The 26037-nt window shown below is 35.4% G+C and carries 13 protein-coding genes; 7 read left to right on the top strand and 6 right to left on the bottom strand.

Features of this window, described 5'->3' with window-relative positions; genetic code table 11:
* Positions 1-10: 10 nt before the first annotated feature.
* The gene (locus NU08_RS16760) at positions 11-481 is read right to left on the bottom strand and encodes an Lrp/AsnC family transcriptional regulator (protein WP_129748263.1); all 471 of its coding nucleotides are present in this window, start codon (positions 479-481) and stop codon (positions 11-13) included.
* A gap of 188 nt (positions 482-669) precedes the next feature.
* On the opposite strand from NU08_RS16760, the gene NU08_RS16755 reads away from it, so the two are divergent.
* From NU08_RS16755 to NU08_RS16730, 6 genes are all read left to right on the top strand, one after another.
* Positions 670-1485, top strand: coding sequence for a DUF1338 domain-containing protein (locus NU08_RS16755; RefSeq protein ID WP_129748262.1), 816 nt, complete (start codon positions 670-672; stop codon positions 1483-1485).
* 39 nt (positions 1486-1524) lie between these two features.
* Positions 1525-3078: an aldehyde dehydrogenase family protein gene (locus NU08_RS16750; protein ID WP_129748261.1), complete on the top strand. Its 1554-nt coding sequence runs from the start codon at positions 1525-1527 to the stop codon at positions 3076-3078.
* Positions 3079-3168: 90 nt separating this feature from the next.
* Positions 3169-5154, top strand: a complete 1986-nt coding sequence (locus tag NU08_RS16745; protein WP_242502580.1) for an MGH1-like glycoside hydrolase domain-containing protein — start codon at positions 3169-3171, stop codon at positions 5152-5154.
* Between the two features lie 253 nt (positions 5155-5407).
* A complete protein-coding gene (locus NU08_RS16740) occupies positions 5408-7540 on the top strand; it encodes a beta-galactosidase (protein WP_129748259.1) in 2133 nt (710 codons plus the stop codon).
* A 138-nt stretch (positions 7541-7678) separates the two neighbouring features.
* Positions 7679-9976 carry an aminotransferase class III-fold pyridoxal phosphate-dependent enzyme gene (locus NU08_RS16735; RefSeq protein WP_129748258.1) on the top strand — a complete coding sequence of 766 codons (2298 nt, stop codon included), beginning with the start codon at positions 7679-7681 and terminating at the stop codon, positions 9974-9976.
* A gap of 231 nt (positions 9977-10207) precedes the next feature.
* Entirely contained in the window at positions 10208-13156 is a 2949-nt protein-coding gene (locus tag NU08_RS16730; RefSeq protein WP_129748257.1) for an FAD-binding and (Fe-S)-binding domain-containing protein, read from the top strand.
* Positions 13157-13217: 61 nt separating this feature from the next.
* Here NU08_RS16730 and NU08_RS16725 read toward each other — a convergent pair whose 3' ends face one another.
* From NU08_RS16725 to NU08_RS16710, 4 genes are all read right to left on the bottom strand, one after another.
* Entirely contained in the window at positions 13218-15227 is a 2010-nt protein-coding gene (locus NU08_RS16725) for a hypothetical protein (protein WP_129748256.1), read from the bottom strand.
* A 55-nt stretch (positions 15228-15282) separates the two neighbouring features.
* Positions 15283-16719, bottom strand: coding sequence for a hypothetical protein (locus NU08_RS16720; protein WP_129748255.1), 1437 nt, complete (start codon positions 16717-16719; stop codon positions 15283-15285).
* Positions 16720-16806: 87 nt separating this feature from the next.
* Positions 16807-18507 (bottom strand): RagB/SusD family nutrient uptake outer membrane protein, encoded by a 1701-nt coding sequence (locus NU08_RS16715; RefSeq protein WP_129748254.1) that lies wholly within the window; start codon positions 18505-18507, stop codon positions 16807-16809.
* Positions 18508-18527: 20 nt separating this feature from the next.
* Positions 18528-21722, bottom strand: a complete 3195-nt coding sequence (locus NU08_RS16710; RefSeq protein ID WP_129748253.1) for a SusC/RagA family TonB-linked outer membrane protein — start codon at positions 21720-21722, stop codon at positions 18528-18530.
* A 909-nt stretch (positions 21723-22631) separates the two neighbouring features.
* Here NU08_RS16710 and NU08_RS16705 point away from each other — a divergent pair.
* On the top strand, positions 22632-24836 hold the full coding sequence (locus NU08_RS16705) for an alpha-galactosidase (protein ID WP_129748252.1): 2205 nt from the start codon (positions 22632-22634) through the stop codon (positions 24834-24836).
* A 199-nt stretch (positions 24837-25035) separates the two neighbouring features.
* Here the strand turns inward: NU08_RS16705 and NU08_RS16700 are convergent, their stop codons facing one another.
* The gene (locus tag NU08_RS16700) at positions 25036-25881 is read right to left on the bottom strand and encodes an AraC family transcriptional regulator (protein WP_008469133.1); all 846 of its coding nucleotides are present in this window, start codon (positions 25879-25881) and stop codon (positions 25036-25038) included.
* Positions 25882-26037 lie beyond the last annotated feature (156 nt).

The raw sequence follows: 26037 nt of genomic DNA, 5'->3' as shown, positions 1-26037 counted from the left end.
ATAGTTAGGTTTATACAGGAAGATTTTTCTCAAATGCAGAACCAAAAGAGAAAAAAGAATCGGTGCTTCCAACGCCTTCAATTTGGTGAATCTGCTCGTATAATATTTTACGAAGTTCTTCATTATTGGCAGCTACGATTTTAATGAATAAAGCATAATTTCCAGAAACCCAATGGCATTCTACCACTTCGGGAATCTGTTTAAGTTTTTCTGCAATAGAATAGGAGAAATGAGCCTCTTTTGTAACAATTCCTGTGTAGGTAATGGTTTCAAAACCAACTTCTTTTGGAGCTAGTTTTACAGAGAATCCAGTTATTACTCCCGCTTCTTGCAGTTTACGAACTCTTAAATGTACCAACGAATTGGAAATGTTTAATTCGCGTGCCAAATCAGAAAAAGCAATTCTACCGTTTTCGCTTAGTTTCTGTATGATTTCTCTATCTAAAAAGTCAATATTTTCATTCTTTTTAATCGTTGCCATATGCTGTGCTGGTTTATGGATTCTATTATTTTGACAATTCTTTCGGTCAAACTCGTTTTCAAAGTGTCAAAATTACAAAAAAAAGAGTTCAAAGTGTCGAATTGTAAATAATCGTATATCTATAATGTTATAATAACAGTATTATCTATAGATTTGTGTCATTATAACACTATTTAACAAACTTAAAAATGGATAAAAATCAACTACTTACGAAACTTTGGGAGCAATATATTGAGATTACTCCATCAGCTTTAAAAATACATGAATTACTGGAAGAAAAAGGTGAAGAAATTTTAAACGACCATATTGCAATTCGTACTTTCAACGATAAACGTGTCAATATTGAAGTTTTAGAAAAAGCTTTCCTGAATGTTGGCTACGAAGCAAAAGGCGAATATTATTTTGAAACGAAAAAATTATATGCTAAACATTACGAAAATGCATTAGATAAAAATGCGCCAAGAATTTTCATTTCTGAATTAGAATTAGAAAAATGTTCTGAAGAATTACAGGAAACAGTGCAGCAGCTTTTAGATAGCTGTGATCAAAATGTATTCAACGACCCTAATTTGGTTTTAAGTGGAGCTGTTTGGAAAGGAAATTCGCAAGCAGTTTACAAATCATTATTAGAAGAATCTGAGTATGCAGCTTGGATGTATGTGTACGGTTTTAGAGCTAATCACTTTACAATCAATACCAATGCTTTAAAAGGATTTAAAACTTTAGAAGAATTAAACAATTTCTTAGAAGCTAGCGGATGGGAACTAAATGCATCTGGCGGAAAAATTAAAGGAACTCCAGAGCAGCTTTTAGAACAATCAAGCACATTGGCAGATTTGTACGATGTTGATTTTGAGGAAGGAACATTAAAAGTACCATCATGTTATTATGAATTTGCTTTGCGTTACCCAATGTCAAACGGAGAATTATATCAAGGTTTTGTGGCGTCATCGGCAGATAAAATATTTGAAAGCACCGATGTAAAGCTTCAAAAAACAATATAATATTCAGTCAATAGAAAACGCACAACTAAAAAGTTCATAATGGCAATCGAAGAATTAGAAACTACAATAAAAGAAGCTTTAAAAGAATTAAATATAAAAGACATAAATGAAGGAACTTCAACAGGATTGAATAATTTTTCAAGCGGAGAGATTCTAGAAAGTTATTCTCCTGTTGACGGAAAATTGATTGGAAAGGTTAAAACATCAACAGCAGGTGATTATGAAAAAGTGATGAAATCGGCTAACGAAGCTTTTAAACAATTCCGATTAATTCCTGCGCCAAAACGTGGCGAAATGGTACGTCAGTTTGGTGAAAAATTACGCAAGAACAAAGAAGCGTTAGGAAAACTGGTTTCATACGAAATGGGTAAATCTTTGCAGGAAGGCTACGGAGAAGTTCAGGAAATGATCGATATCTGCGATTTTGCGGTTGGGCTTTCGCGTCAGCTGCACGGCTTAACGATGCATTCTGAGAGACCGGGACACAGAATGTATGAACAATATCATTCTTTAGGAGTTGTAGGAATTATTTCTGCATTTAATTTTCCAGTAGCCGTTTGGGCTTGGAATACCGCTTTGGCTTGGGTTTGCGGAGATGTTTGTGTTTGGAAACCATCTGAAAAAACACCGCTTTGTGCCGTTGCCTGTCAAAATATTATGGCAGAGGTTATAAAAGAAAATAATTTGCCAGAAGGAATTTCGTGTTTAATTACAGGAGATTATAAAATAGGTGAGTTGCTGACGAATGATAAACGTATTCCGTTAATTTCTGCTACAGGTTCTACTAGAATGGGTAAAATTGTTGCGCAGGTAGTTGCAGGACGTTTCGGTAAATCATTACTAGAATTAGGAGGAAACAATGCCATCATTGTAACACCCGATGCAGATTTGGAAATGACTATTATTGGCGCCGTTTTTGGCGCCGTAGGAACAGCGGGACAAAGATGCACTACAACACGCCGTTTGATTATTCACGAAAGTATTTATGATAAAGTAAAAGAAGCTCTTGTTTCAGCATACAAACAATTGCGTATCGGAAATCCGTTGGACGAGAAAAATCATGTCGGACCTCTTATTGACAAACAAGCAGTTGAATTGTATAATGAAGCTTTGAAAAAGGTTGTCGTGCAAGGAGGAAAAATTCTGGTTGAAGGCGGTGTGCTTTTTGGAGAAGGATACGAAAGCGGCTGTTATGTTAAACCTGCAATTGCAGAAGCTGACAACTCTTTTGAAATTGTACAGCATGAAACTTTTGCGCCTGTATTGTATCTGTTGAAATATTCAGGAACAGTAGAAAATGCGATTGAAATTCAGAATAATGTAGCGCAGGGATTATCCTCTGCAATTATGACAAACAACTTAAGAGAAGCCGAATTGTTTTTATCAGTTGCAGGTTCTGACTGCGGAATTGCGAATGTAAATATCGGAACATCTGGCGCTGAAATTGGAGGTGCTTTTGGAGGTGAAAAAGAAACTGGAGGCGGAAGAGAATCAGGTTCTGACGCTTGGAAAATTTACATGAGAAGACAAACCAATACAATCAATTATGGTGTTGGCGTGGCATTATCTCAGGGCATAAAATTTCATTTGTAAAATGAATTTTGCCAGTAAAAGAACAAGTCCTATATTTAAATAAAAAACACTTCACAAAAATGAAATAACATGTACAAAAAGAAATTTTTTTTGATTCTTGTATCCTTTTTCATCATCTCGTCGGGCTGGTCTCAAAAAGACTTTCCCATTTTAGAATCAGCTAAAAACAGTATTAATTTTAAAGGAAATCCAGTAAATGCTACAGACAGAAAATCTCTTGCGTTTTCTGATAAAGGCGCTTGGTTCGCCTTCGGATTTTTAGATGCTTCAAATGTTCAAGCAGGATTTTCGGGGCCTTTTTTAATGACCGAACAAAACGGCGTTTGGTTAAGTTCTTCTTTTGTTTCATTGCAATTAAAAGACGAAAAAGGCCAAGATATTATCGACTGGAAAAGTTCATTGCTAGCGCAAAACAGTTACAATAGTCATTTAGAACAGCAGTTTAAAAATGAAAAATTAGAAGTAAAACAACAACTGGTGTTTTTATCTGGGCACTCGGCTCTGCAAAGAACAAGCATTACCAATAAAACGGCAAAGACTATTACGCTTTTTCCGTTTTATAATGCGTCTCTATTTTTAGATGATTTGCAATTATCGAATGAGAAAAATACTTTAAAAATTGTTTCTTCAAAAAGTATCGCGGTTGGTTACATTCAGTTTCTAAAATCAAATCCAGAAATTGAAATTACGAAGCAAGGATATAAGGCACAAACAGAAAAACTGGTTTTAAAACCAAATGAAACTAAAGAAATTGTAGTTTCTCAAAGTTTTATTTTTTCTCAATATTCTTGGAAAACGGAGAACGAAACGATACAGAAAACGGTATTTACTACACTGTTAAACAACACACAAAAAGAAAAAGAAAAACAATTGTCACAGCTTATTGCCAAAAAGAAAAGTATTTACAAAGACCAGGGTTATTCAGATTTGGTTGCAAAATTGGTTTTAACCTTACAAAACAATACCAGAATTGCTGCGGAAGGATTGAAACATGGAGGTCTTTTTCCGAGTTACAATTACGAATGGTTTCATGGTTTCTGGGCTTGGGACAGCTGGAAACATGCTGTAGCAGTAGCCAATTATGATGCCGAATTAGCTAAAAATCAAATGCGTGCTTTATTTGATTATCAGGATCCTAATGGTTTTATTCCGGATTGTGTTTACAGAAACAATCTTCTTGAAGAAAATAATTATCGCAATACAAAAGCACCGCTTGCTGCTTGGGCTGTTTGGAAAATTTATGAAAAAACAAAAGATAATAATTTCATAAAAGAGTTTTACCCAAAGTTGACTTTATATCACAATTGGTGGTACAAAGAACGCGATCACGATCAAGATGGTTTATGCGAATTTGGTTCGACAGACGGAACTGTAATTGCAGCAAAATGGGAAAGCGGAATGGATAATGCCGTACGTTTTGATGATAGCAAAATATTGAAAAACGGAGAAAAAGCGTATTCGTTAGATCAGGAAAGCGTTGATTTAAATTCGTTCTTATTTGCTGAGAAAAACTATCTCAGTAAAATGGCATCAGTTTTAAAATTAAATGATGAAGCTAAAAAATGGACGAATGAAAGCGATTCATTAAAACTTAAAATTCAAAAGCAATTTTGGGATGAGACAACAGGCTGGTTTTATGACACCACAATTGATGGTAAAACATTGATAAAAGCAATGGGATGCGAAGGATATTGTCCGATTTGGGCAGAAGTAGCTACTGCCGAACAAGCCCAATCAGCAAAAAACAATATGGTTGATCCAGCGAGTTTGAACACTTTTGTGCCTTTGCCAACATTAGCAGCCAATCACCCAAAGTTTAAACCAGATAACGGATATTGGAGAGGGCCAATTTGGCTTGATCAAAGCTATTTCGGAATTAACGGATTGGAAAAATACGGTTACACAAAAGAAGCAAACCAACTTGCATATAAATTGATGCACAATGCTGAAGGCGTTATGGACAAAGGAACTTCTATCAGAGAAAATTATCAGCCCGTAAACGGAAAAGGATTGGAAGCTTACAACTTCAGCTGGTCGGCTTCGCATTATTTAATGCTGCTTTTAGAGGATAAATAAATAAAGGTTGGTTTTTAACACATAGAAACATAGTTTACTAGACTCATAATTGTAGCGGTGAAAGACGTTACACTTTTCTTAAGCAAACATAGCTATGTGTTAGAAACTAGTTTCTTTCACTTTATCTTTTTTAGAAATAAAACTATGTTTCTATGTGTTTAATTCAATTTAATAATTATAGATTCTTTTAAGTGGTAATCCACAACAACAACAACAACAACAACAACAACAACAACAACAACAACAAACTAACATGTCTAACCACAAAACTTTAACCAAAATTATATTAGCAGGATTGCTTATGGCAAACTGCAATTTGACACCTGTTTTTGCTCAGAACAAAAAGGGAGCAATTTCAGAAAAACAGGATCCGCAACGTTTTTTCTCCAAGCACGATTTAATGCAGATTGGAGTTTATTATTATCCCGAACAATGGCCTAGAGAACAATGGGAACGTGATTTAAAAAACATTAAAAAACTTGGATTTGAGTTTACGCACTTCGCTGAGTTTGCATGGACTTTTATGGAACCCGAAGAAGGAAAATACGATTTTAAATGGCTGGACGACGCATTGGCAATTGCCGAAAAACAAGGCTTGAAAGTCATCATGTGCACACCAACGCCAACTCCTCCAGCATGGATGGGAGAAAAATATCCTGAAATCTATTTGGTAGACGCAAGCGGAAGACGCAGAGAACACGGCAACAGAGCCAATCAATCTGTTTCTAATGAAAAATACAGAGAATTTGTGGCCAAAATTGTTACCGAGCTCGGAAAAAGATACGGCAATAATAAAAACGTTATAGGCTGGCAAGTTGATAACGAACCTGGTGCGCCAGACGATTTTAGTCCATCGGCACAAAAAGGATTTCAGAAATGGCTAAAAGCAAAATACGGAACAATTGAAAAATTAAATGCGGAATGGGTGGCGAGTTTCTGGAGCATCAGATACAATAATTTTGAGCAGATTGCGATTCCAAATGCAGAGATTTATTTTGAAGACAAACTAAGTCCGCATGCTGTTCTAGATTTTAAACGATACACAGCTGATTCTCAAGCAGAATATTTGAATTTGCAGGCTGAAGTCCTTCGAAAGTATATCAACCCAAAGCAATGGATTACTACAAATTACACCAATGTAGTTTACGGAGCAGATCCAAGGAAAACCGATAAAATGGATTTTGCAACCTATACAATGTATCCTGTAAGTGGCAGAAACAATTTAGGCGAACAAAATTTCAGAATGGGACATCCTAATAAAATTTCGGAAGCAAATGATTACTATAGATCTATAAATGGCATTACAGGAGTAATGGAAATGCAGCCGGGACAGGTAAACTGGGCGAGCATTAATCCACAATTATTGCCAGGAACAGTTCACATGTGGATTTCTCAAGCTTTTGGCGGAGGCTGTTCTTTTACTTGTACTTACCGATACAGACATCCTTTAGGAAGCAGCGAAATGTATCATGACGGAATTGTGGGTACAGATGGCGTGACGTTAACAACAGGCGGAAAAGAGTTTGTTCAGTCAATTGAAGATATGAAACTGCTTCGCAAAGAATACAATCCAAAAGCAGTAATTCCACAGGAAATTGCAAAAAGAAAAACGGGATTTTTATGGAGTCACGAAAATCTGTGGGATTTAGAAAACCAGAAACAAACCGAATTTTGGAGCACTTGGAGACATAGAAACATCTATACTTCAGCTGTAAAATCGACTGGTGCGCCAATGGATTTTATCACAGAAGAGAGCGATTTTTCTGCTTATCCGTTTATCGTTGCGCCAGCGTATCAATTAATTGATCAAAAATTGGTAGACAAATGGACGAAATATGTTGAAAATGGCGGAAATTTAATCCTTTCGTGCCGAACTGGTCAAAAGGATAAAAACGGTCATTTCTTCGAAGCTAATTGGAGCGGTCCAATTTTGCCTTTGATTGGAGCAGATGTCGATTTTTTTGATATGCTCGTTGAAGATGTAAACGGAACTATAGATGCTGGAAACAATACTTATAAATGGAATGTTTGGGCAGATGTTTTAAATCCGAAACAAGGAACGGAAGTTTTAGCTTCTTATGCCGATCAATTTTACAAAGGTAAAGCAACTGCGATTACTAGAAAACTTGGAAAAGGAACCATTACCTATATTGGAGCAGAAAGCAAAGATGGAAATCTGGAAAGGCAATTGGTACGAACTGTATACGAACGTGCAAAAGTTGCTATTGAAGATTTGCCAAAAGGCGTATATGTAGAATGGCGTGATGGTTTTTATGTGGGTGTGAATTATACCAATGAAACCATAAATATGCCAATTCCTGCAGGAAGCAAAATATTGGTGGGAAAAAATCCATTAGAACCAGCTCAGGCTGTTATTTGGAAATAAGGTTTTCCACGAATATTTTTTTAATAAAGTTGCCACGAATTACACAAATTTGGACTAATTTTTAAAGTCTTTAATTCGTGTAAATTCGTGCAATTCGTGGCTGAAAAAAAGAAACAAAAACAATTTAATAGAATAGCAATGATTTTTTCAGAAGCAGTTATTCAGGACTTAGTAAAAGAGCATTACGGATTAAATGTAACCGTAAAAACATTAAATGGATACGATGAATTGAATTTTCTTTTGTCCGATGATAAAAACGAAAAATATATTCTAAAGGTATCAAATGAAAATCATTCGTTTCCATTTTTGGAGGCTCAGGCCGCCATTATGAGGCATCTTTCCCAAAGTGATATTTCAGATTATTTTCAGCATTTTTGTCGCAATAAAAGAGGTGAGGAGTTAACTGATATTATAATAGATTCTAAAACCTATCATATTCGAATTTTAAACTTTCTGGAAGGAACTTTTTGGGTAGACGAAAAGGACAAAAACAGCGAACTGCATTATAATTTAGGTTCGTTTTTAGGCAATATGGATGCTGAGCTTGGGAATTTTTCTCATCCGGCAATGCATCGCAGTTATACTTGGGATATTAGCCGTGCAAGTGAAGCAGGAGACAATTTAAAGTATATTCTAAATCATGAAAGAAGACGTATTGTGGGTTATTTTTTATTGCAGTTTGATACAGAAGTGCTGCCACAGTTGCATCGATTGAGACATGCCTATATTCACAATGACGCCAATGATTATAATGTTTTGGTGAAAGGAAATCAAATTAGCGGATTGATCGATTTTGGTGATATGGTTTACACCGCTTTAATCAATAATCTAGCGATTGCTTGTGTGTATGCGATTCTCGATGAAGAAGATCCATTAGCTGTAGTGGCAACCATTGTGAAAGGATATCATAATTCGTATGCACTTACTGAACAAGAATTAGATCTATTGTATTATCTAATTGCAGGAAGGCTTTGCATCAGCGTGACACAATCTGCTTATAATGCATCATTGGACAGTAGCAATGAACATCATTTTGTTACCGAAAAACCAGCTTGGGATTTGTTGTATAAATGGATAAAAATAAACCCAATCAAAGCACAAGACACTTTTAGAAAAGCATGCGGTTTTGATGGATTAATCAATAATGATGATTATTCTGAACTTCTTGAAATTAGAAAACAGAAAATAGGACGAAATTTAAGCATTGGCTACAAAGACAAATTAAAAATTGTAAAAGGAGCTTTGCAATATTTATATGATGACAAAGGAAGAACTTTTGTTGATTGTGTAAACAATCCATCGCATGTTGGACATTGCCACCCGGTTGTGGTAAGAAAAATGCAGCATCAAATAGCGACTTTAAATACAAACACAAGATATTTGAATGACGCCATAACAGATTATGCGCAAAGGTTGACGGCAACTTTACCAGAGAAATTAAGCGTTTGTTATTTTGTCAATTCTGGAAGCGAGGCCAATGATTTGGCGATTCGCATGAGCCGTCATTTTACCAAACAAAAAGATATTATCGTACTCGATCACGCTTATCACGGAACTTCGACAGTGGCAATGGAAATGAGTCCGTATAAATTTGACAGTAAAGGCGGTTCTGGTCAAATGCCTTGGATTCATAAAGCAATTAATCCAGATTTGTATCGAGGTCCTTATAAATATGGCGATGCAGAAGCAGGAGAAAAATATGCTGCAGATGTACAGCGAATTATCGAAGATTTAAAGAAAGAAGATAAAGCACCAGCAGTTTTTATCTGTGAAACTTTATTGGGAGTTGGAGGTCAGATTCCGTTGCCAGAAAACTATTTAAAAACTGTATATGAATATGTTCGTGCAGCAGGAGGAGTTTGCATTGCAGATGAAGTTCAAGTTGGTTTTGGAAGAATTGGCGATCATTTCTGGGGATTCGAATTGCAAAATGTAGTGCCAGATATTGTTGTTTTAGGAAAACCAATCGGGAACGGGCATCCGCTGGCGGCTGTAATTGTAACCGAAGAGATTGCAGAGGCTTTCAATAATGGCTTGGAATACTTTAATACTTTTGGCGGTAATCCTGTTTCTATGGCTACAGGATTGGCTGTTTTAGAGGTAATCGAGCAGGAAGAAATGCAGCAGCATGCATTGGAAACAGGAAATTATCTGATGAATGAACTAAAAGAATTGATGAACAAATATCCTATTATCAGTGATGTTCGAGGACACGGATTATTTATTGGAGCAGAAATGGTAAAAGACAGAATTACCATGGAACCAGCTATTCCTGAGATAGACATTGTAGTCGAAAAACTGAAAGCAAAAGGCTATTTGTTAAGCACAGATGGACCTTTGCACAATGTTTTAAAAATAAAACCGCCAATGCCGTTTAATAAACAAAATGCTGATGAAATGGTCGAGTTGCTAGATATTGCATTAAGCGAATTATAAACGCAATATTGTCATTTCAACCGAAGGGAGAAATCACACGAGGGATTCGACAAAGATAGGTGATTTTGATTGAGGAGTTTCTTGTGTGATTTCTCCCTTCGGTTGAAATGACAAAATCTTCATTGGGTTTCTGAATTGTATTTTCAAAATAATAAAAAGCACCAAACAAAGATTATTACTGACTTTAATCCATTTTCGGATAAAAGGACACCGATATAATAAAATACTAAAATGAATAATAATATCCTTCCAAAGATTTCTGCAAAACTTGAAGGTTTAGAAAAGAAATTAGAGGGCAAATTATTTTATGATCATACCATGCGTCTGCTGTACGCAACAGATGCAAGCGCATACAAAGAAATGCCTTTGGCTGTAGCCATTCCGAAAACTAAAGAAGATATTCAGAAAATTATTGCTTTTGCAAAGGAAAACAAGAGCAGTGTCATTCCTCGTGCAGCTGGAACTTCGCTGGCTGGACAAGTGGTTGGAAACGGAATTGTTGTGGATATTTCACAAGAATTCACCAAAATTATTTCGGTAAATCAGGAAGAAAAGTCCGTTTGGGTAGAACCTGGCGTTATTCGTGATGAACTGAATTTGCATTTAAAACCGTATAAACTTTTTTTTGGACCAGAAACTTCCACCAGTAATCGCTGTATGATTGGTGGAATGGTGGGAAATAATGCTTGCGGAGCTCGATCTGTTGTGTATGGATCAACTCGAGAGCACGTACTTGAAATAAAAGGTTTTTTGGCAGATGGAAATGAGGTTGTCTTTGGCTCTTTGACCAATAAAGAATTTGAAGATAAATGCAACGGAATTAATGTGGTGAGTCCGCTGGAGCAAGCCATTTATGTTCAAGCCAAAGAAATATTATCATCTGAAAATAATCGAAATTTATTTGAAGCTAATTTTCCTAAGAAATCAATTCCGAGAAGAAATACAGGATATGCTTTAGATTTATTGGCAGACAGCAGTCCGTTTAATGGTTCTGATGAAAAGTTTAATTTTTGTAAACTAATTGCTGGATCTGAAGGAACACTGTTTTTTTCTACAGCCATAAAACTGAATCTGGTTGATACCTTAAAACCTTATTCAGCTTTGGTTTGTGTTCATTTTGAAAGCATTCATGAATCTTTAAAAGCTAATATTGAAGCGCTGAAATTTAATCCAGATAGCGTGGAGCTGATTGACCATTATATTCTGGAATGCACCAAAGAAAATATCGAACAAAGCAAGAATCGTTTTTTTGTGAAAGGTGATCCTCAAGCTATTTTAGCGGTTGAATTTTTAAGAGATTCGCAAGAAGAAATAGACGGCGTTGCCAAAGAGATGGAAGCTTTGATGCGTTCTAAAAATCTGGGATATCATTTCCCCATTGTTTACGGTGAAGATACCAATAAAGTTTGGGCATTAAGAAAAGCAGGATTGGGCTTATTATCTAATATTCCCGGTGATGCCAAAGCTGTTGCAGTAATTGAAGATACAGCAGTTGATGTAAATGATCTGCCAGATTTTATTGAAGATTTTAATGCTATTCTAAAAAAGAGAAATCTAAACTGTGTGCATTACGCGCACGCAGCAACTGGAGAATTGCATTTGCGTCCGATTATAGATTTAAAAACCGAAGAAGGAACTATACTTTTTAGAACTATTGCAACCGATATAGCACATTTGGTAAAGAAATATAAAGGTTCATTGAGCGGAGAACATGGAGACGGAAGACTTCGAGGCGAATTTATTCCGTTAATGTTGGGAGATGAAATTTATCAATTATTTGTTCAAATAAAAAAGGTTTGGGATCCGTGGGATGTTTTTAATCCGGGGAAAATCGTGAATACGCCTCCAATGGATACAAGTCTGCGATATACAGCCGGACAAGATACACCCATGCCTGAAACTTATTTTGATTTTTCGGAACACAACGGAATACTTCGTGCCGCGGAAATGTGCAACGGATCTGGAGATTGCAGAAAAACAGAGAAAAGTGGCGGCACAATGTGTCCAAGTTATATGGCTACCCGAGATGAAAAATATACAACTCGAGCGCGTGCTAATATGCTGAGAGAGACCATTACAAACTCAGTAAAACCTAATAGGTTTGATGATGAAAATCTGCTGGATGTTTTAGATTTATGCCTCAGCTGTAAAGGATGTAAGTCTGAATGCCCTTCAAACGTAGATATGGCAAAATTGAAAGCTGAAACTTTGCAGCAATATCATGATAAAAACGGTGTTAAGTTTAGATCGAAACTTATTGGAAATACGCCAAAAATAAATCAGTTGTTTGCTTCAGTTCCGTGGATGTATAATTTTTCTACCAAAGGAATTCTCGGAAATTGGATTAAAAAAAGTACCGGTTTTACTATAGAAAGACAATTGCCTTTGATGCATAAAATTACGTTTGTCAAATGGATAAAAAACTATAAACAGATAGGTAGTTTTTTTAATGGAAATGTGTATTTATATAATGACGAATTCCTGAATTATTATGACGTAGAAATAGGGCAGACGGCCGTAAAACTTTTGAATCGATTAGGGTATAAAGTTTTGGTTCCTGAAATAGGAATAAGCGGGAGAACCTATCTCTCGAAAGGAATGTTGAAAGAAGCACGTGAAATTGCAGAACAGAATATCAAAGATTTTGAAAAAGCGATTCCAAATGATGGTTTTTTGATCGGAATTGAACCTTCGGCGATACTTTCTTTTCGTGATGAATATCCTGATTTGTGCCGTGGAGATTTAAAAGAAAAAGCGAAAGCAGCAGCGAAAAGAACTTTCTTGATAGAAGAATTTCTAGCTCAAGAATTAGAAACTGGACGTATTATATCGGATAGTTTTACAGAACAGACAGAAAGAGTTCGCATGCATGGACATTGTTTTCAGAAAAGTTTGTCTTCTTTGGTTCCGCTGAAAAAGATACTTTCTCTTCCTAAGAATTATACTGTTTTAAATATTCCAAGCGGCTGTTGCGGCATGGCTGGTTCTTTTGGTTATGAAAAAGAACATTATGATATTTCAATGAAAATTGGAGAATTGGTATTATTTCCAACAATTAGAAAAGAAGAAACAGTTACTTTAATTTCTGCATCAGGAACGAGTTGTAGACATCAAATTGCTGATGGAACAGGAAGAAAAGCATTGCATCCGGTAGAAATATTGTTTAAGGCTTTGAAATAAAAAAACAAACCTCCAAAATATCTTGGAGGTTTGTTTCAAAAACAATAATTCAAAAAAAAAATTATAACTTAATATTTATTGCGTTGCCATCTTTAATAACTTTACTGATAGCTAGCTTTTTTCCATCATTTATTTTTAACTTTAGATTTTTGCCGGCTCTTTCAACTGTAATATCAAAATCACGTTCAAATGCATGAATATGCTTTAGTTTCATAGTAGACCAAGATTTAGGAAGTCTTGGCGTAAAATCGAAACTGTGTAAACCTGTCGGGCGAATACCAAATAATCCTTCTGTAAAAATTCGGCAATACAAACCGCTTTCAGCCGAAAGATGACGCTGATCGCCTTCTGGATATGCTTCTACAGGATATGGCACGTGATCTCCCAATAAACGTCGGTTAGAATAATAATGCAAGAAATCCAGCGCTTTGTCTGTTTCGCCAGCAGCAAGTACGCCTCTTAAAGCATACAATGTAGAACGATCCCAGAATATTTTATCTCCGGCAACACTTGCTAAACCATCTTTAGTCCATAATCTAGAAGAAAATAAGGCATCTATAGTTCCGTCTTTTCTATCATAAATTCCCATGGTAAGCGGGGTGCAAATCCAAGCTCTTAAAACATCATTTTCTTTATAATATTTATAGGTTTCAAAACCTTCTACTTTAGCGCCAAAATACTTTTCTATAGCAGTTCTTAATTTTTCAGCTTCCGCTTTATATGCTTTCAGCTGCGTTTCGTTTTTCCCTAAAACTTTACCTAGATAAATGGCGGAATTTAATGCATCATAATACAGAGAAGAAGTATTAAGATTGGCTTTTCCTGCAGGAAGACGTCCTTCCAATTCATCAGAATCTGAAGCGACTACGCCGTCAGCATTTATTTTTCTGTGGCAATATTCTAAACACCATTCAATTAATGGCCATAATTGTTTTGCTTCATCAGCATTTCCTCTCGAAAGCGCGTAGCGAGCAGCTCCGTAAGCAATCATAGCGCCATCTCCGCGATCTCCTGCGCCAGCCCAAATATCTGTTCCTTCTGCCACAATTGAACTCGGAATAGGTTTGTAATCTTTATTCATGAATTTGGCAAATTGAAGATAGGCATTTAAGGAAGCTTCATTTCCATATTTGTATCCTAAATATGGGAAAAATGGACCGATATATTCTGCTTGATCATTTGCCCATATAGCGGCATAATACGATTCTCCGCCCGGACCGTGCATTGGTCCGCCTTTGGTTTCAAAAATACTTTCGGCCGCTCTGATTTTCGCGAAAGCAAATTCGGTATTCAAAACTTGATCGGGAGTTTCCAAAATTAATTTACTCCATATTTCGCTAATCAATTCTAAACGTTTGTTTTTTTCTTCTTCAGCATTTACAGCAGGAACGGTTTCGTTTGCTTTTACGCCTGAATAGACAACAGAAAAGCTAACCGATTCATTTGGTTTCAGATTAAAACTTCCATTATTAATAAGATCTGCATGTATTGCATAACTGCCTTCAGTTCCTTTTGCAGGATCTGTGGTATAAACCGCATTCGATTTTGGAATTTCTACAGTGCAGTTTTTATCAGAGCTGTTTTTAATGGTATAAATTTCGTTATAAACCGCCAAAGCTGTAGAAGGAAAAAACTGTCTGGTAAGTTCAAGTTTGTCTGTTTTGCTTTTGACGAATAAGGTTCCGTTTAACGTTAATGAAACTGTTTTTTCTGCTGGAATTGGTTTGTAATTTACAGTAACAAGATCAAAAGCATCCTGCGCAAACTGACGTGTTAAGCTCGCATGAGTATTATTCGGAATGGTTCTTAGCATTGGCCAAACCAAGCTGCGGGTTGCATGAAAAGAACCATCTGCCGAAACGCCATATCTCAGAACGCACGAGATTCTTTTACCGCTCATTTCGATATGATCATCATGCGGAATTGTATTGTTTATTTGCCAAGAAATCGAACCGTCGGTATTAATTTGCCAACGTTGGTCGTTTTGCGAAAATGCAGTATTTGTAATAAAGCATAAAGCAATAAGGACAAATAAAATAGATTTAAGTTTTTTTCTAGAAGATATCTTCATAGCGTTTATTTTTAAATTGTATCCTTTGTATTAGTAGTACATTGGACGAGTTGTTTTAGCGACAGGCTGCCGTTATTTTCTGGCCAGGATTCACACGAATTGTAATAACAGTGTAGAGATTTCCCTTGTTGTCCTTTTCATGATTTACGGCAGCTTTTTTATCATTTATAAAAATAGAATTATAATTTCCAGTAAACATAGCTTTCCATTCTATAAATTTTTCGCCTTTGTTGTGTAGTGTTGTTGTTGTTTGTTTTTCGTGTTTTACAGCTAATGTTGTCTGTAATACGGGTAAATTGTCGACCTCAGAAATGCTCTCTTTTTTTCCTCGATGTGTTGTTGTTATTGTTTTTTTCGATGCATCTGGCTCTATTCCCATACAGCCGTGAATGATGCCTTCAATTACGCCGAATGAAACTTCTGGATATTCTCTTCTTTTGGTTTCAGGGTCGGTTAAATGTAAAATGTATTCGTATGCTTTGTCTTCGTAGCCATATTTATATAACAGGAATGGAAGATAAGAGGCATTTTCGACATTGCTTTTTTCTGAAAGAATATGTTTAATCGTTTTTTCTATTCTGTTTGCATCTGTCAAGGCATCAAACCATAATAAAAATAGTTCACCAAAATCTTTGCTGAATTTGCCGTCAGCGGTATAAATTACATTGTAGGCCGATGCATTTTTATCCCACCAGATTTGTTCGATCTGCTCTTGGTATTTTGCTGCTTTTTTTTCAAATAAAGCTGCTTTTTCAAATTCTCCTTTTTCTTTTAAAATAGAAGAGTAGGTAAGTAATCCTCTGTAAATGGCTGCTACAAGATCGACTCCCATTTTTAAACCCGGAATGCCTTCGGAATAAGATGCTAATCCTCTACATTTATGAAAATCGTCTTTACTATTGAACGGAGTAGGAGTGTTTACAAATTCTGGTCTGGTTAATAGTGAATCGGCTTCTAAAATCCAGCGCTCAATATAAGCTGTTGAAGATTTTTCGAAGAAATTTTCAAACTCAGGATTTTTGATATAATCTTCATCGCCTGTCCACAAATACAATCTCCAGCAGGCAAATATGACATCAAAATTACTGTTAAGATTATACCAGAATTCTTTGTCATTTCTGTAATCTTCTGGAGCAGGTTTTCCGTATTTATTGATTTCCCAATAAGAGCACCAATCTTTGCTTTCTGAAATGTTTTTAGCAAAAAGCGAAAGCATGTTTTTGTTTTCCTTACCCAAACCTAGGATTTCTGCGCCAATGCTTTGATGCGATACATCGCGCATGCAAAATGCAGATCGAGAAGGAAGAGCTGCTTCGTACCATGGTCCAACAGGATCATTCGAATCTCCTTTATAACTTAAAGCCATACTTTTGGCACGTTCAAATGCCAGCTGCAGTGCAGGATCTGTAGATCTGAAAGTAATTGTTTCCTGACTGAATGAATTCAAAAAGAAACAGCAATTTGCCACACAAACAATAAAATGATTTTTCATAACGCTATTTTCAATTTGGATTGATTTCTAAAGAAATTTTAAAAGCAAACCCATCCCTCTAGATGGGTTTGCTTAATCGGTTATAGTTTAATTATAACCAGGGTTTTGGGGTAAACCTGTTCTGTTAATTTCATCTCTCGGAATTGGGAGCAAATAATGCTGTGGTTTGAAAATCCTTTCCTGAACTTTAGCGTAGGTATAGGTTTTAGAACCGTCATTGTTTTTGGTAATGATTACTCCCATAAGAGGTTTGTTTTCAGTTTCTTCGGCTATTTTCCAACGGCGAACATCATAGTAACGGAATCCTTCAAGACATAATTCCACTTGTCTTTCGTTACGGATTTTATTCTCTAAAGCTGTTCCAGTCAAACCTGCTAACGGATTTGTAATTCCTGCACGCTGTCTGATCAAGTTAAGATATTGAATGGCAGTCCCTTCATTTCCTAATTTAAATTGTGCTTCGGCATAGTTTAGATAAATTTCTCCTAAACGAGATATAATCCAAGCTTTATTAGTTTGCGTTTCATTATTGTAATTGTACGTTGTATCGCAATATTTACGGAAAGTATAACGAGTTTTACTGGCATTCCAAGTATCCCAACCTTGTGGAGAATCTAAACCGCCTTCGTAAAATTCGGCTTTATTTGAACTTCCTGCATCGTAACGATCTTGAAAGAATTCAGGTTTTCCGTAAGCACGTCCGTCATAAACAATGTTTTTGTAAAAACGAGGATCTCTGTTTACATAAGGTTTTTGAGGATCATAACCAGATGTTGGATCTGTAATGTCTTTTCCGTCAGCTGTTCCGTAAGCATCGATATGACTTTGGCTTGGTGCAAAATTAGCCCATCCGTGAAAACCACTTGGCGAATTAAACATTTCTACACCATTAAAAGCACTCCATTGCGGATCTTTACTAGATAAACGGCAGAAGATAATTTCTGAATTGTTTGTCGTAAATAGATCTTCGTACTTTTTATCGTAAAGAGAATACATGTTTAAATCCATAACTGCTTTTGCAGCGTCTGATGCTTTTTTCCATTTTGTTAAATCATTAGAAGGATTCCATTGCGGACTTGCGGCATAAAGTAATGTTCTTGATTTTATAGCTAAAGCTGCGCCCTTTGTTACTCTTCCTAAATCTTTAGCAATTAAAGGAAGCAATTCAGCAGCTTTGTCCAATTCTGTGACAATAAAATCGACACATTGGTCATAAGTGCTGCGATCTACTTTAAAATTACTGTTTAAGTCAAAAGGTGTAGTAACAAGAGGAACTCCTCCGTAATCACTAATTAATTTGAAATACGCATAAGCTCTTAAGAAAAGCACTTCACCTTTTAATCTATTTCTCCAAGCTTCGTCTCCTGGCACGTTATCAATTCGGGACAAAAAGATGTTGCAGTTTTGAATGGTCGCATAAGTAGGTTTCCATGTATTGAAATCTCCTGCGTTATCTGGAGTAAGGGCTCCAGAATTTAAATTCCATACATCATAATCGTTAAAATTATTGAATGCTTCATCGCAAGCAGTAGATAAAATCCAGCTGCGGTTGGTTCTGTCGTTCCAGTTGTGTTGCGTACTTGGTAAAACGCTATAGAGATTATTAGCAAAAGCTTCGGTAAGTTTTAAGTCATTCCACACATTTTCATCTGTATAAGAATCCAAAGGCGCTTTATCTAAAGGGTCTTCAGTACAAGATGTTACAGTGGCAACTGTGATAAAAAAAGCAGCCGCAATAAGAGCCTTCTTTTTTATATTTATTAGTTTATTGATTTTATAATTTTTCATGTCTTGATCTTTTTACCTTGTTATAATTCAATGCTTACACCGATTCTGTAAATACGAGTTTGCGGATAATTTACTCCTGTCGTATTATTGGTCTCAGGATCTAAATTGTACTGTTTCATATGATCGATAGAAAACAAATTGGTTCCTCCCGCATAAAATCTCGTATTTAATATTCCGAATCTAGACAAGACTTTTTCTGGTAATGTATAGGAAATCTCCAAAGATTTTAATCTGAAGAATGAAGCGTCTCTTAACCAGAAGTCAGCTGGAATATTGTTTCTTGGATCAGAATCATTGAAGGCAACAGGGTATTTAGAATTTGGATTATCAGCAGTATATCGGTCTTCGTATAACCATCTTGGTGGTGCCACAATAGCTCCCTGAGCTTGCGGAAGAATCATTTGTCTCGCTTTTGCCTGACCTGTCCAAAGCATATCTACAGAAAAACCTTTGTATTCAGCTCTGATTGGAATACCGTAAGCAATTTTTGGCGTTGCCGATTCAGGAATTCTCACTTTATCATTAGAAGTGATGCTTCCATCACCATCAATATCTTTTACCCATAAATCACCCGGTTTTGCTCCTTCAAAATGAGGAGAATTGTCAACTTCTGCTTGAGTACGGTAAATTCCGTTTGTTTGATATACCATCCAAGAATCAATAGCTCTTCCAGTTGATTTTTGCCAAGATGGAATATTTGCCGCTTCATCGCGGAATAATACTTCACTTTGTGCATAAGTAAAATTAAAACCAACACTATATTTAAAACTATTGATATTGTCTGCGTAGTTAATAGACCAATCAGTACCTCTGTTTACCGTTTTTCCAATATTTTCTTTTGGAAGTGATAATCCTGTGTACAAAGGCACAGAAGCATTTCTCGCTGCAAGAATGTCAGATCTTTTATTGCTGAAATAGTCAAAAGTTGCTGTTAATTTATTTTTAAAGAATCCGAAATCAAAACCGATGTTTTTAGAATCTTGAATTTCCCAAGTAATATTTGGGTTTGGAGTAGAAGAAAGATAAATACTGTTGTTTAATGTATAATCTGATCCAAAATAGCTGTACAACTGCTGATCTGTTGTTAACTGATATCTTGTCAAGAAAAGATATTGGTTAAGATATTCTACACCATTAATAGTTTCTCTCAAATCGTCATTACCCATTCTTCCCCAAGAAGCTCTTATTTTTAGTAAATCAAATCCTTTAATATTGTTTTTAAAGAAAGGCTCTTCAGAGATTTTCCAACCTGCGCTTATAGCAGGAAACATACCCCAACGTGTTGAAGAAGGGAAATTGAATGATCCGTTATAACGTGCAGAAACTTCGGCAAAATATTTATCATCAAAATTGTAAGCCACTCTTCCAAGGAAACTTTCGCGTCCGTCCTGATAAGCGCCGCCAGTAGCGTTTTGCCCTTTAGTGCTTCCGGTAAAAATCTGATCCAATTGATCGCTTAGTAAATCTCTTCTGTAAGCATATGTTTGGGTTTTGTCCATTGTAGTTTGCTCGTATCCTACAAATGCATTTACCGAGTGTTTGTTGAATTTACGATCGTACGCTAATTTTGCGAAATACGTATTTTGATTTGCAATTCTCTCATCTTGCATTACACTTGTTATGCTAGTGCTGTTTTTTACGTTGTTATAACTATCGTTCGTTTTGTCATAAGAATAAGCATCCCAAGGTTTTGTGAATCTCTTTTCGTTGCGCACATTATAATCAAATGCTGCATATCCGCTTAATGTTAATCCTTCTGTTATTTTTGGCAATTTCAGTTCAAATCCAATTTTTGGGTTTACAATTAAGTTTATCACGTGATCATAACCTGCCGATGGCGAAGACATTAAAATTGGGTTTCTACCATTTGTAATACCAGACGACGGAAGTCCATTTTTCCAATATGCAGGAATAAAAGGATACATACTAACTGTCTCGTGCATAATGCTTCCAATGCTTACCGCAGGATAGTTTCTGTCTTCTTTACGAGTAGCAATGTCTAAGTTTACTTTAAAGTTTGAAGTGATATTAACATCAATATTTGATCTTAAATTGAATTGTCTGTATCTCTCGTCGCTATATCTAAGGTTACTTTCCTGATTTAAATATTGTCCAGAAAAGAAATATTTAACCTGCTCGTTACCTCCGTTAACAGAAAGAGAAAGATTAGCCTGTGGAGCATCTTTTCTATAAACTTGTTTTAACCAATCTGTACTGGTATAATTTGGGTCGTTTCCTGCTTTATATTTGTCAATTTCTGCCTGAGTGTAAGGGAGCGTAGTTCCTTTATGAGCATTAAGTTCGTTATAGTACGTCATGTATTCCCAAGAGTTAACTCTTTCGCTCATTCTGGTTAACTGCTGAATCCCATACGATCCGTCAACTTTGATTGTCGGAGCGCCTACTTTTCCTCTTTTAGTCGTTACTAAAATTACTCCATTTGCAGAACGAACTCCATAAATAGCTGCTGATGCATCTTTCAAAACCGTTACTGATTCGATATCATCTGGATTTATCCTGTTCAAATCACGGTCAGGAATACCGTCTACAACTACAAGCGGACTTGTACCTCCGCCAAATGAATTAAATCCTCTAATCAAAAGGCTTGAGCTGTCATCACCAGGTCTTCCAGAACGGTTATTGGCAATTACCCCAGACATACGTCCAGCAATTCCGTTTGATACGTTTGCAGATGCATTTTGAGTCAAAACACCTCCTTTAATAGAAGCGATTGCTCCCGTTGTAGAAGCTTTTTTCTGAGTTCCGTACCCAACGACAACCACTTCATTTAAAGTTTGATTCTGTTCTTCAAGTTGAATGCTTACAGCGTCGTCAGCGCGAACTTCTTTCGTTAAAAATCCGGTGTAAGAAAAAACAAGAATACTGTTGGAGTCTGGAACTTCAATAGTAAAATTACCGTCAAAGTCTGTTGTTGCCGTTATTTTTGTTCCTTTTACAAGAATGTTTACACCAGGAAGCGGTTCTCCTTGCGGGCCTGTTACTTTTCCTTTTACTAGTTTTTCTACAAACACTGAAGCGTTGTCATCTTTTGCCAAAGTTAGATTACTGCTCAGTTTAGTGGAGAATTTGGTTTCTTTTAACTCAGCAGCAAAAGAACTCTGTAGAGCGAGTGCCAGTAAGGCTCCAGATGTTAGTTTGGTAATCTTCCATGTCTCAGAAGAAAGCCACTCTTTTGTCGGTTTTTGTTTGGTCATGTTTTAGTGGTTTTTGTTAGTTAGTAATTTATTCTCGTGGTCCGTTTTCATCTTTTTCATTTTGGAGAAACAAAATGCTTTGAGCTCGTGCAGATTGTTTATTAAAAAAGAGATAAATGTGAAAACCAAAAGTATAAATGTTTCTAAACCAGCACATACCAGTACCTACCAGTTTTTTGAGATATGCGTAAAAAACATACCTTATTCAAGATAATTTAAAAATTAAAGTGGGTAATATATGCATAAAGTGTAAGTTAAAGTCAATTAGACTAATAGATGTGAGTTTTGTTGTTATTAAAAGCTTATTTGTTCTGTTCGATTCTTAAAATTAATTTTTGGAAAAAACAGTGGAGATTTTGAGAAGTCAAAAAGTGATTATTTTTATTTTTAAAAGTGGATAATATAGTATCAGAATTTTTTTTGCAGAATAATTTTGAAATTTTTGGTCAATTTTATTTTTTCGACCATACCAGTGGCAAATTTGAGCTAATATGTAAGACTAAGCTTGCAGATATTTTAGCCAGTTTTACGATTAAGAACCTTTTTTAGGTAATAAAATATCATAATCGGTAAAAATTGGTAGAAAAATCATCAAGTTTCTATTTTTTGAAACATATTTATTTAATGTTAAAAAAATAAAACCAGTAGGAATAAATATACTTTCAATTATATTTTCCTATTTTTGAATTTCATTTCTTCATAACATAAAATGGTTGAATTAGAGCTCAAAACCATTTTCTTGTGAAATTATACGCAATAGCACTTTTTATTGGTATAACTAAATGATCTGTTTCTCGTGGTTTAATTGATAAATGTGATGTTCGGAGTTTTAAGATGAATTACAATTGATTGTATTGTAATCTTTTAAAATCTCCCAAAAAAACATTATTTATTATTAATTAAACTTTTATGAAAAAAGCACTTCTCATATTAGTCTTAACCATTTTGTTTTGGAAGACTAATGCACAAAATGATCCCATTGCCATTGAAACCCAGAATACAGCATTAATTCTAAAAGTGGCAAAAAACGGCTTGCTTTACCAATCTTATTTAGGGAAAAAACTTGAAGCTTCGGCTTATAATGCGCTTTCAAAAGAAACCGAAAGAACCTTTGTTATAAACGATGGAAATCCGTTACTAAATCTAAGACACGAGGCTTATCCGACTTACGGGACAAATAATTTGTTTGAGTCTGCTATCCGAATGACTCACAATGACGGAAATCCTGCTTTGGAGCTGATTTATGTTAATCATCAAACAAAAAAATTAGATAGCAATACGACTGAAACTAGTATAAAAATGAAAGATCCAGTTTACCCTGTTGAAGTGACATTGTATTATAAAGCTTTTTATAAGGAAAATGTTATTGAACAGTGGACAGATATTGTGCACCGCGAAAAGAAACCTGTAACGCTGTACAACTACGCTTCGTCTATGCTGCACTTTGATGCCGATAAATATTGGCTGACTCAGTTTCATGGTGATTGGGCCAAAGAGGTAAGAATGCAGGAAAGCGAATTAACGAGCGGTGCGAAAGTAATTGATTCGAAGTTGGGTGTAAGAACCAATATGTATCAGACACCAGTTTTCTTTTTAAGTTTAAATGAAAAAGCTAAAGAAAATACTGGAGAGCTTGTTGCTGGAACCATTGCATGGTCTGGAAATTTTAAGTTTACTTTTGAACTGGACAATAAAAACTCTCTTAGAATCAGTTCTGGAATTAATCCGTTTGCTTCAGAATATATCCTTCAGCCTGGAGAAGTATTTACAACTCCTTCTTTTATTTATACTTTTTCAAATAAAGGAAAAGGACAGGCCAGCAGAAATTTACATTCGTGGGCAAAAAATTATGGCGTAAAAGATGGAGACAAATCTCGCTTGACTTTATTGAACAATTGGGAAACTACCTTTTTTAATTTCGACGAAAAGAAATTAACCGAAATGTTTGAAGATTCTAAAACATTAGGTGTCGATATGTTTTTATTAGACGACGGTTGGTTTGGAAATAAATATCCGAGAAGCGGAGATAAATCTGGATTAGGAGATTGGCAGGCAACCAAAACAAAACTGCCAAATGGTTTAGGTTTTCTAATGCAGCAGGCAGAAAAAACAGGAGTTAAATTCGGAATTTGGATTGAACCCGAAATGGTAAATCCGAAAAGCGAATTGTATGAAAAACATCCAGATTGGATTTTAAAACTGCCAAATAGAGAAGAAAGTTATTACAGAACACAATTGGTTTTGGATTTATCGAATCCTAAAGTGCAGGATTTTGTATTCAAAACGGTAGATGACATTATGCAGACCAATGGAGGAGTGGCATTCTTTAAATGGGATTGTAACCGAATGATGACTAATGCGTATTCTATCTATTTAAAAAATCAGCAGTCACATTTATTTATTGAATACACCAGAGGTTTATATAAAGTTTTAGAAAGAATTAAAGCAAAATATCCGCATTTGCCAATGATGCTTTGCGCGGGAGGCGGAGGAAGAACTGATTATGCTTTCCTAAAATATTTCACTGAGTTTTGGGCAAGTGATAATACAGATCCTTATAATAGAGTATTTATTCAGTGGGGTTATTCGCAGTTCTTTCCGGCTTTTTCGATTTGCAATCACGTAACTTCTTGGGGTAATCAGTCTATTAAATTCAAAACTGATGTTGCCATGATGGGAAAATTAGGTTTTGACATTAATGTAAAAGAACTGAAAGAAAAAGAATTAAAATATACTCAGGATGCAGTTGCCAATTATAAAAGATTAAGTTCTGTAATCTGGCACGGCGATATGTATAGAATCGTTTCTCCTTATGAAGACAGTCGCGCGGTATTAATGTACGTTGACGAATCAAAAGACAAAGCAGTTTTATTTTCGTATACGCTTCATCCGCTTTATGATCCGCAATATAACTTGGTGCGTTTTCAAGGTTTAGATGCCTATAAAAAGTATAAAGTTGAAGAAATCAATTTAATGCCAGAAGCAAAGAAAACGCTTGAAGAATCTGGAGAATCTTTTACAGGAGATTATTTAATGAATGTAGGTTTGAGAGTTTCTTCTTCGAAAGTAGAATCAAGCGTTGTGCTTGAAATAACCGCAGTATCTGGTAATTAGAAAAAATATTTTCTAAAATAAATCAGCTGTTTGGTCTCGTTTAAAGAATGAGATTAAACAGCTGATTTTTTATCGATTTCATTAAAAAAATCTAATTTAATTAGCTGAAATCTGCTAGAATCTGCGTGAAATTTTTTTGCGTTTAGATTTTTCACGCTCCCGATAGCTATCGGAAGCATGAAACATTCGTACTCATGAATTACAAATTCAGTTTTCTATACTGCAAAGGCGAAAGCTGTTTTAATTCCTTAAATTTTCTATTAAAATTGGAAATGTTATTAAAGCCGCACAACTCGGCAATTTCCAAAACAGAGAGTTCTTCATTATTAGATAATAATTTTGCAGCTCTCTCAATGCGGACTTCAATTAGAAATTGAAAAAAAGACTTGTTGGTCCGGACTTTAAAATACCGGCAGAAAGCATTTTTGGTCATACTGGCGATCGAAGCAATTTCATCAAGCGTGATATTTTTATGAAAATTGGTCATGACATATTCAAACACAATCTGCATCCTTTTGCCTTCATTATCCGTGATTTTCTTTTGATATAAATAATTAGAAAGTGGAGTATATTCAGATGTTGACAGCCATTTCAGAATATCTAGAAATAATATAAAACGAGTATAACTGTCAGCTTTCTTCAGCTTTTTAAAATATTTGACAACTTTCTTCGGTGCGTTATGAATAATGAATCCGTTTTTGCTGCTTTCCAGAATAGGTTGAATATTTCTAAAAGTAGAGAGTTCAAAAAAATCTCTTCCGAACGAATTGAAGGTAAAAAACAAAGTGCGCATTACAGAAATTACATTTTCCTGAACGTCGCTTCTAAAAACATGAGGCAGATTGCTTCCAATTACCAATATATCGCCCTCACGATATTGCGAAATAGTATCGCCAGCAAAAACGGCTCCTTCTCCTTTTTCAATAAAACTAATTTGAATTTCTTCATGCTGATGCAGTTTATCATAAAATGATACTTCGATATCTTCTTGATAAATAAGGGGATCTTCTCCAGATTTTGGAATTTTAAATGGAAAAACTTTCATATAGTGGTTAGTTAGTTACAATCAAATATATTGCATTTAATCAAAAAAATGATGCTATAATGTTCTGTTTTTTAAGTTTTATTTCTATACAGGGTAATATAGTATCATTTTGTGGTAATTTTTAAAGGGTTAGCTCTCTGGTTTCTAGATAATTTT

It is taken from the genome of Flavobacterium anhuiense, assembly GCF_004151235.1.
Lineage (GTDB): Bacteria > Bacteroidota > Bacteroidia > Flavobacteriales > Flavobacteriaceae > Flavobacterium > Flavobacterium anhuiense_A.
Note: the sequence above shows the minus strand (reverse complement) of the source record. Positions and strands in the feature narration are given on the sequence as shown.

Coding starts and splice junctions, on each gene's coding strand:
- NU08_RS16760 (WP_129748263.1), bottom strand. CDS start 481: ATGGCAACGATTAAAAAGAATGAAAATATTGACTTTTTAGATAGAGAA.
- NU08_RS16755 (WP_129748262.1), top strand. CDS start 670: ATGGATAAAAATCAACTACTTACGAAACTTTGGGAGCAATATATTGAG.
- NU08_RS16750 (WP_129748261.1), top strand. CDS start 1,525: ATGGCAATCGAAGAATTAGAAACTACAATAAAAGAAGCTTTAAAAGAA.
- NU08_RS16740 (WP_129748259.1), top strand. CDS start 5,408: ATGTCTAACCACAAAACTTTAACCAAAATTATATTAGCAGGATTGCTT.
- NU08_RS16735 (WP_129748258.1), top strand. CDS start 7,679: ATGATTTTTTCAGAAGCAGTTATTCAGGACTTAGTAAAAGAGCATTAC.
- NU08_RS16730 (WP_129748257.1), top strand. CDS start 10,208: ATGAATAATAATATCCTTCCAAAGATTTCTGCAAAACTTGAAGGTTTA.
- NU08_RS16725 (WP_129748256.1), bottom strand. CDS start 15,227: ATGAAGATATCTTCTAGAAAAAAACTTAAATCTATTTTATTTGTCCTT.
- NU08_RS16720 (WP_129748255.1), bottom strand. CDS start 16,719: ATGAAAAATCATTTTATTGTTTGTGTGGCAAATTGCTGTTTCTTTTTG.
- NU08_RS16715 (WP_129748254.1), bottom strand. CDS start 18,507: ATGAAAAATTATAAAATCAATAAACTAATAAATATAAAAAAGAAGGCT.
- NU08_RS16710 (WP_129748253.1), bottom strand. CDS start 21,722: ATGACCAAACAAAAACCGACAAAAGAGTGGCTTTCTTCTGAGACATGG.
- NU08_RS16705 (WP_129748252.1), top strand. CDS start 22,632: ATGAAAAAAGCACTTCTCATATTAGTCTTAACCATTTTGTTTTGGAAG.
- NU08_RS16700 (WP_008469133.1), bottom strand. CDS start 25,881: ATGAAAGTTTTTCCATTTAAAATTCCAAAATCTGGAGAAGATCCCCTT.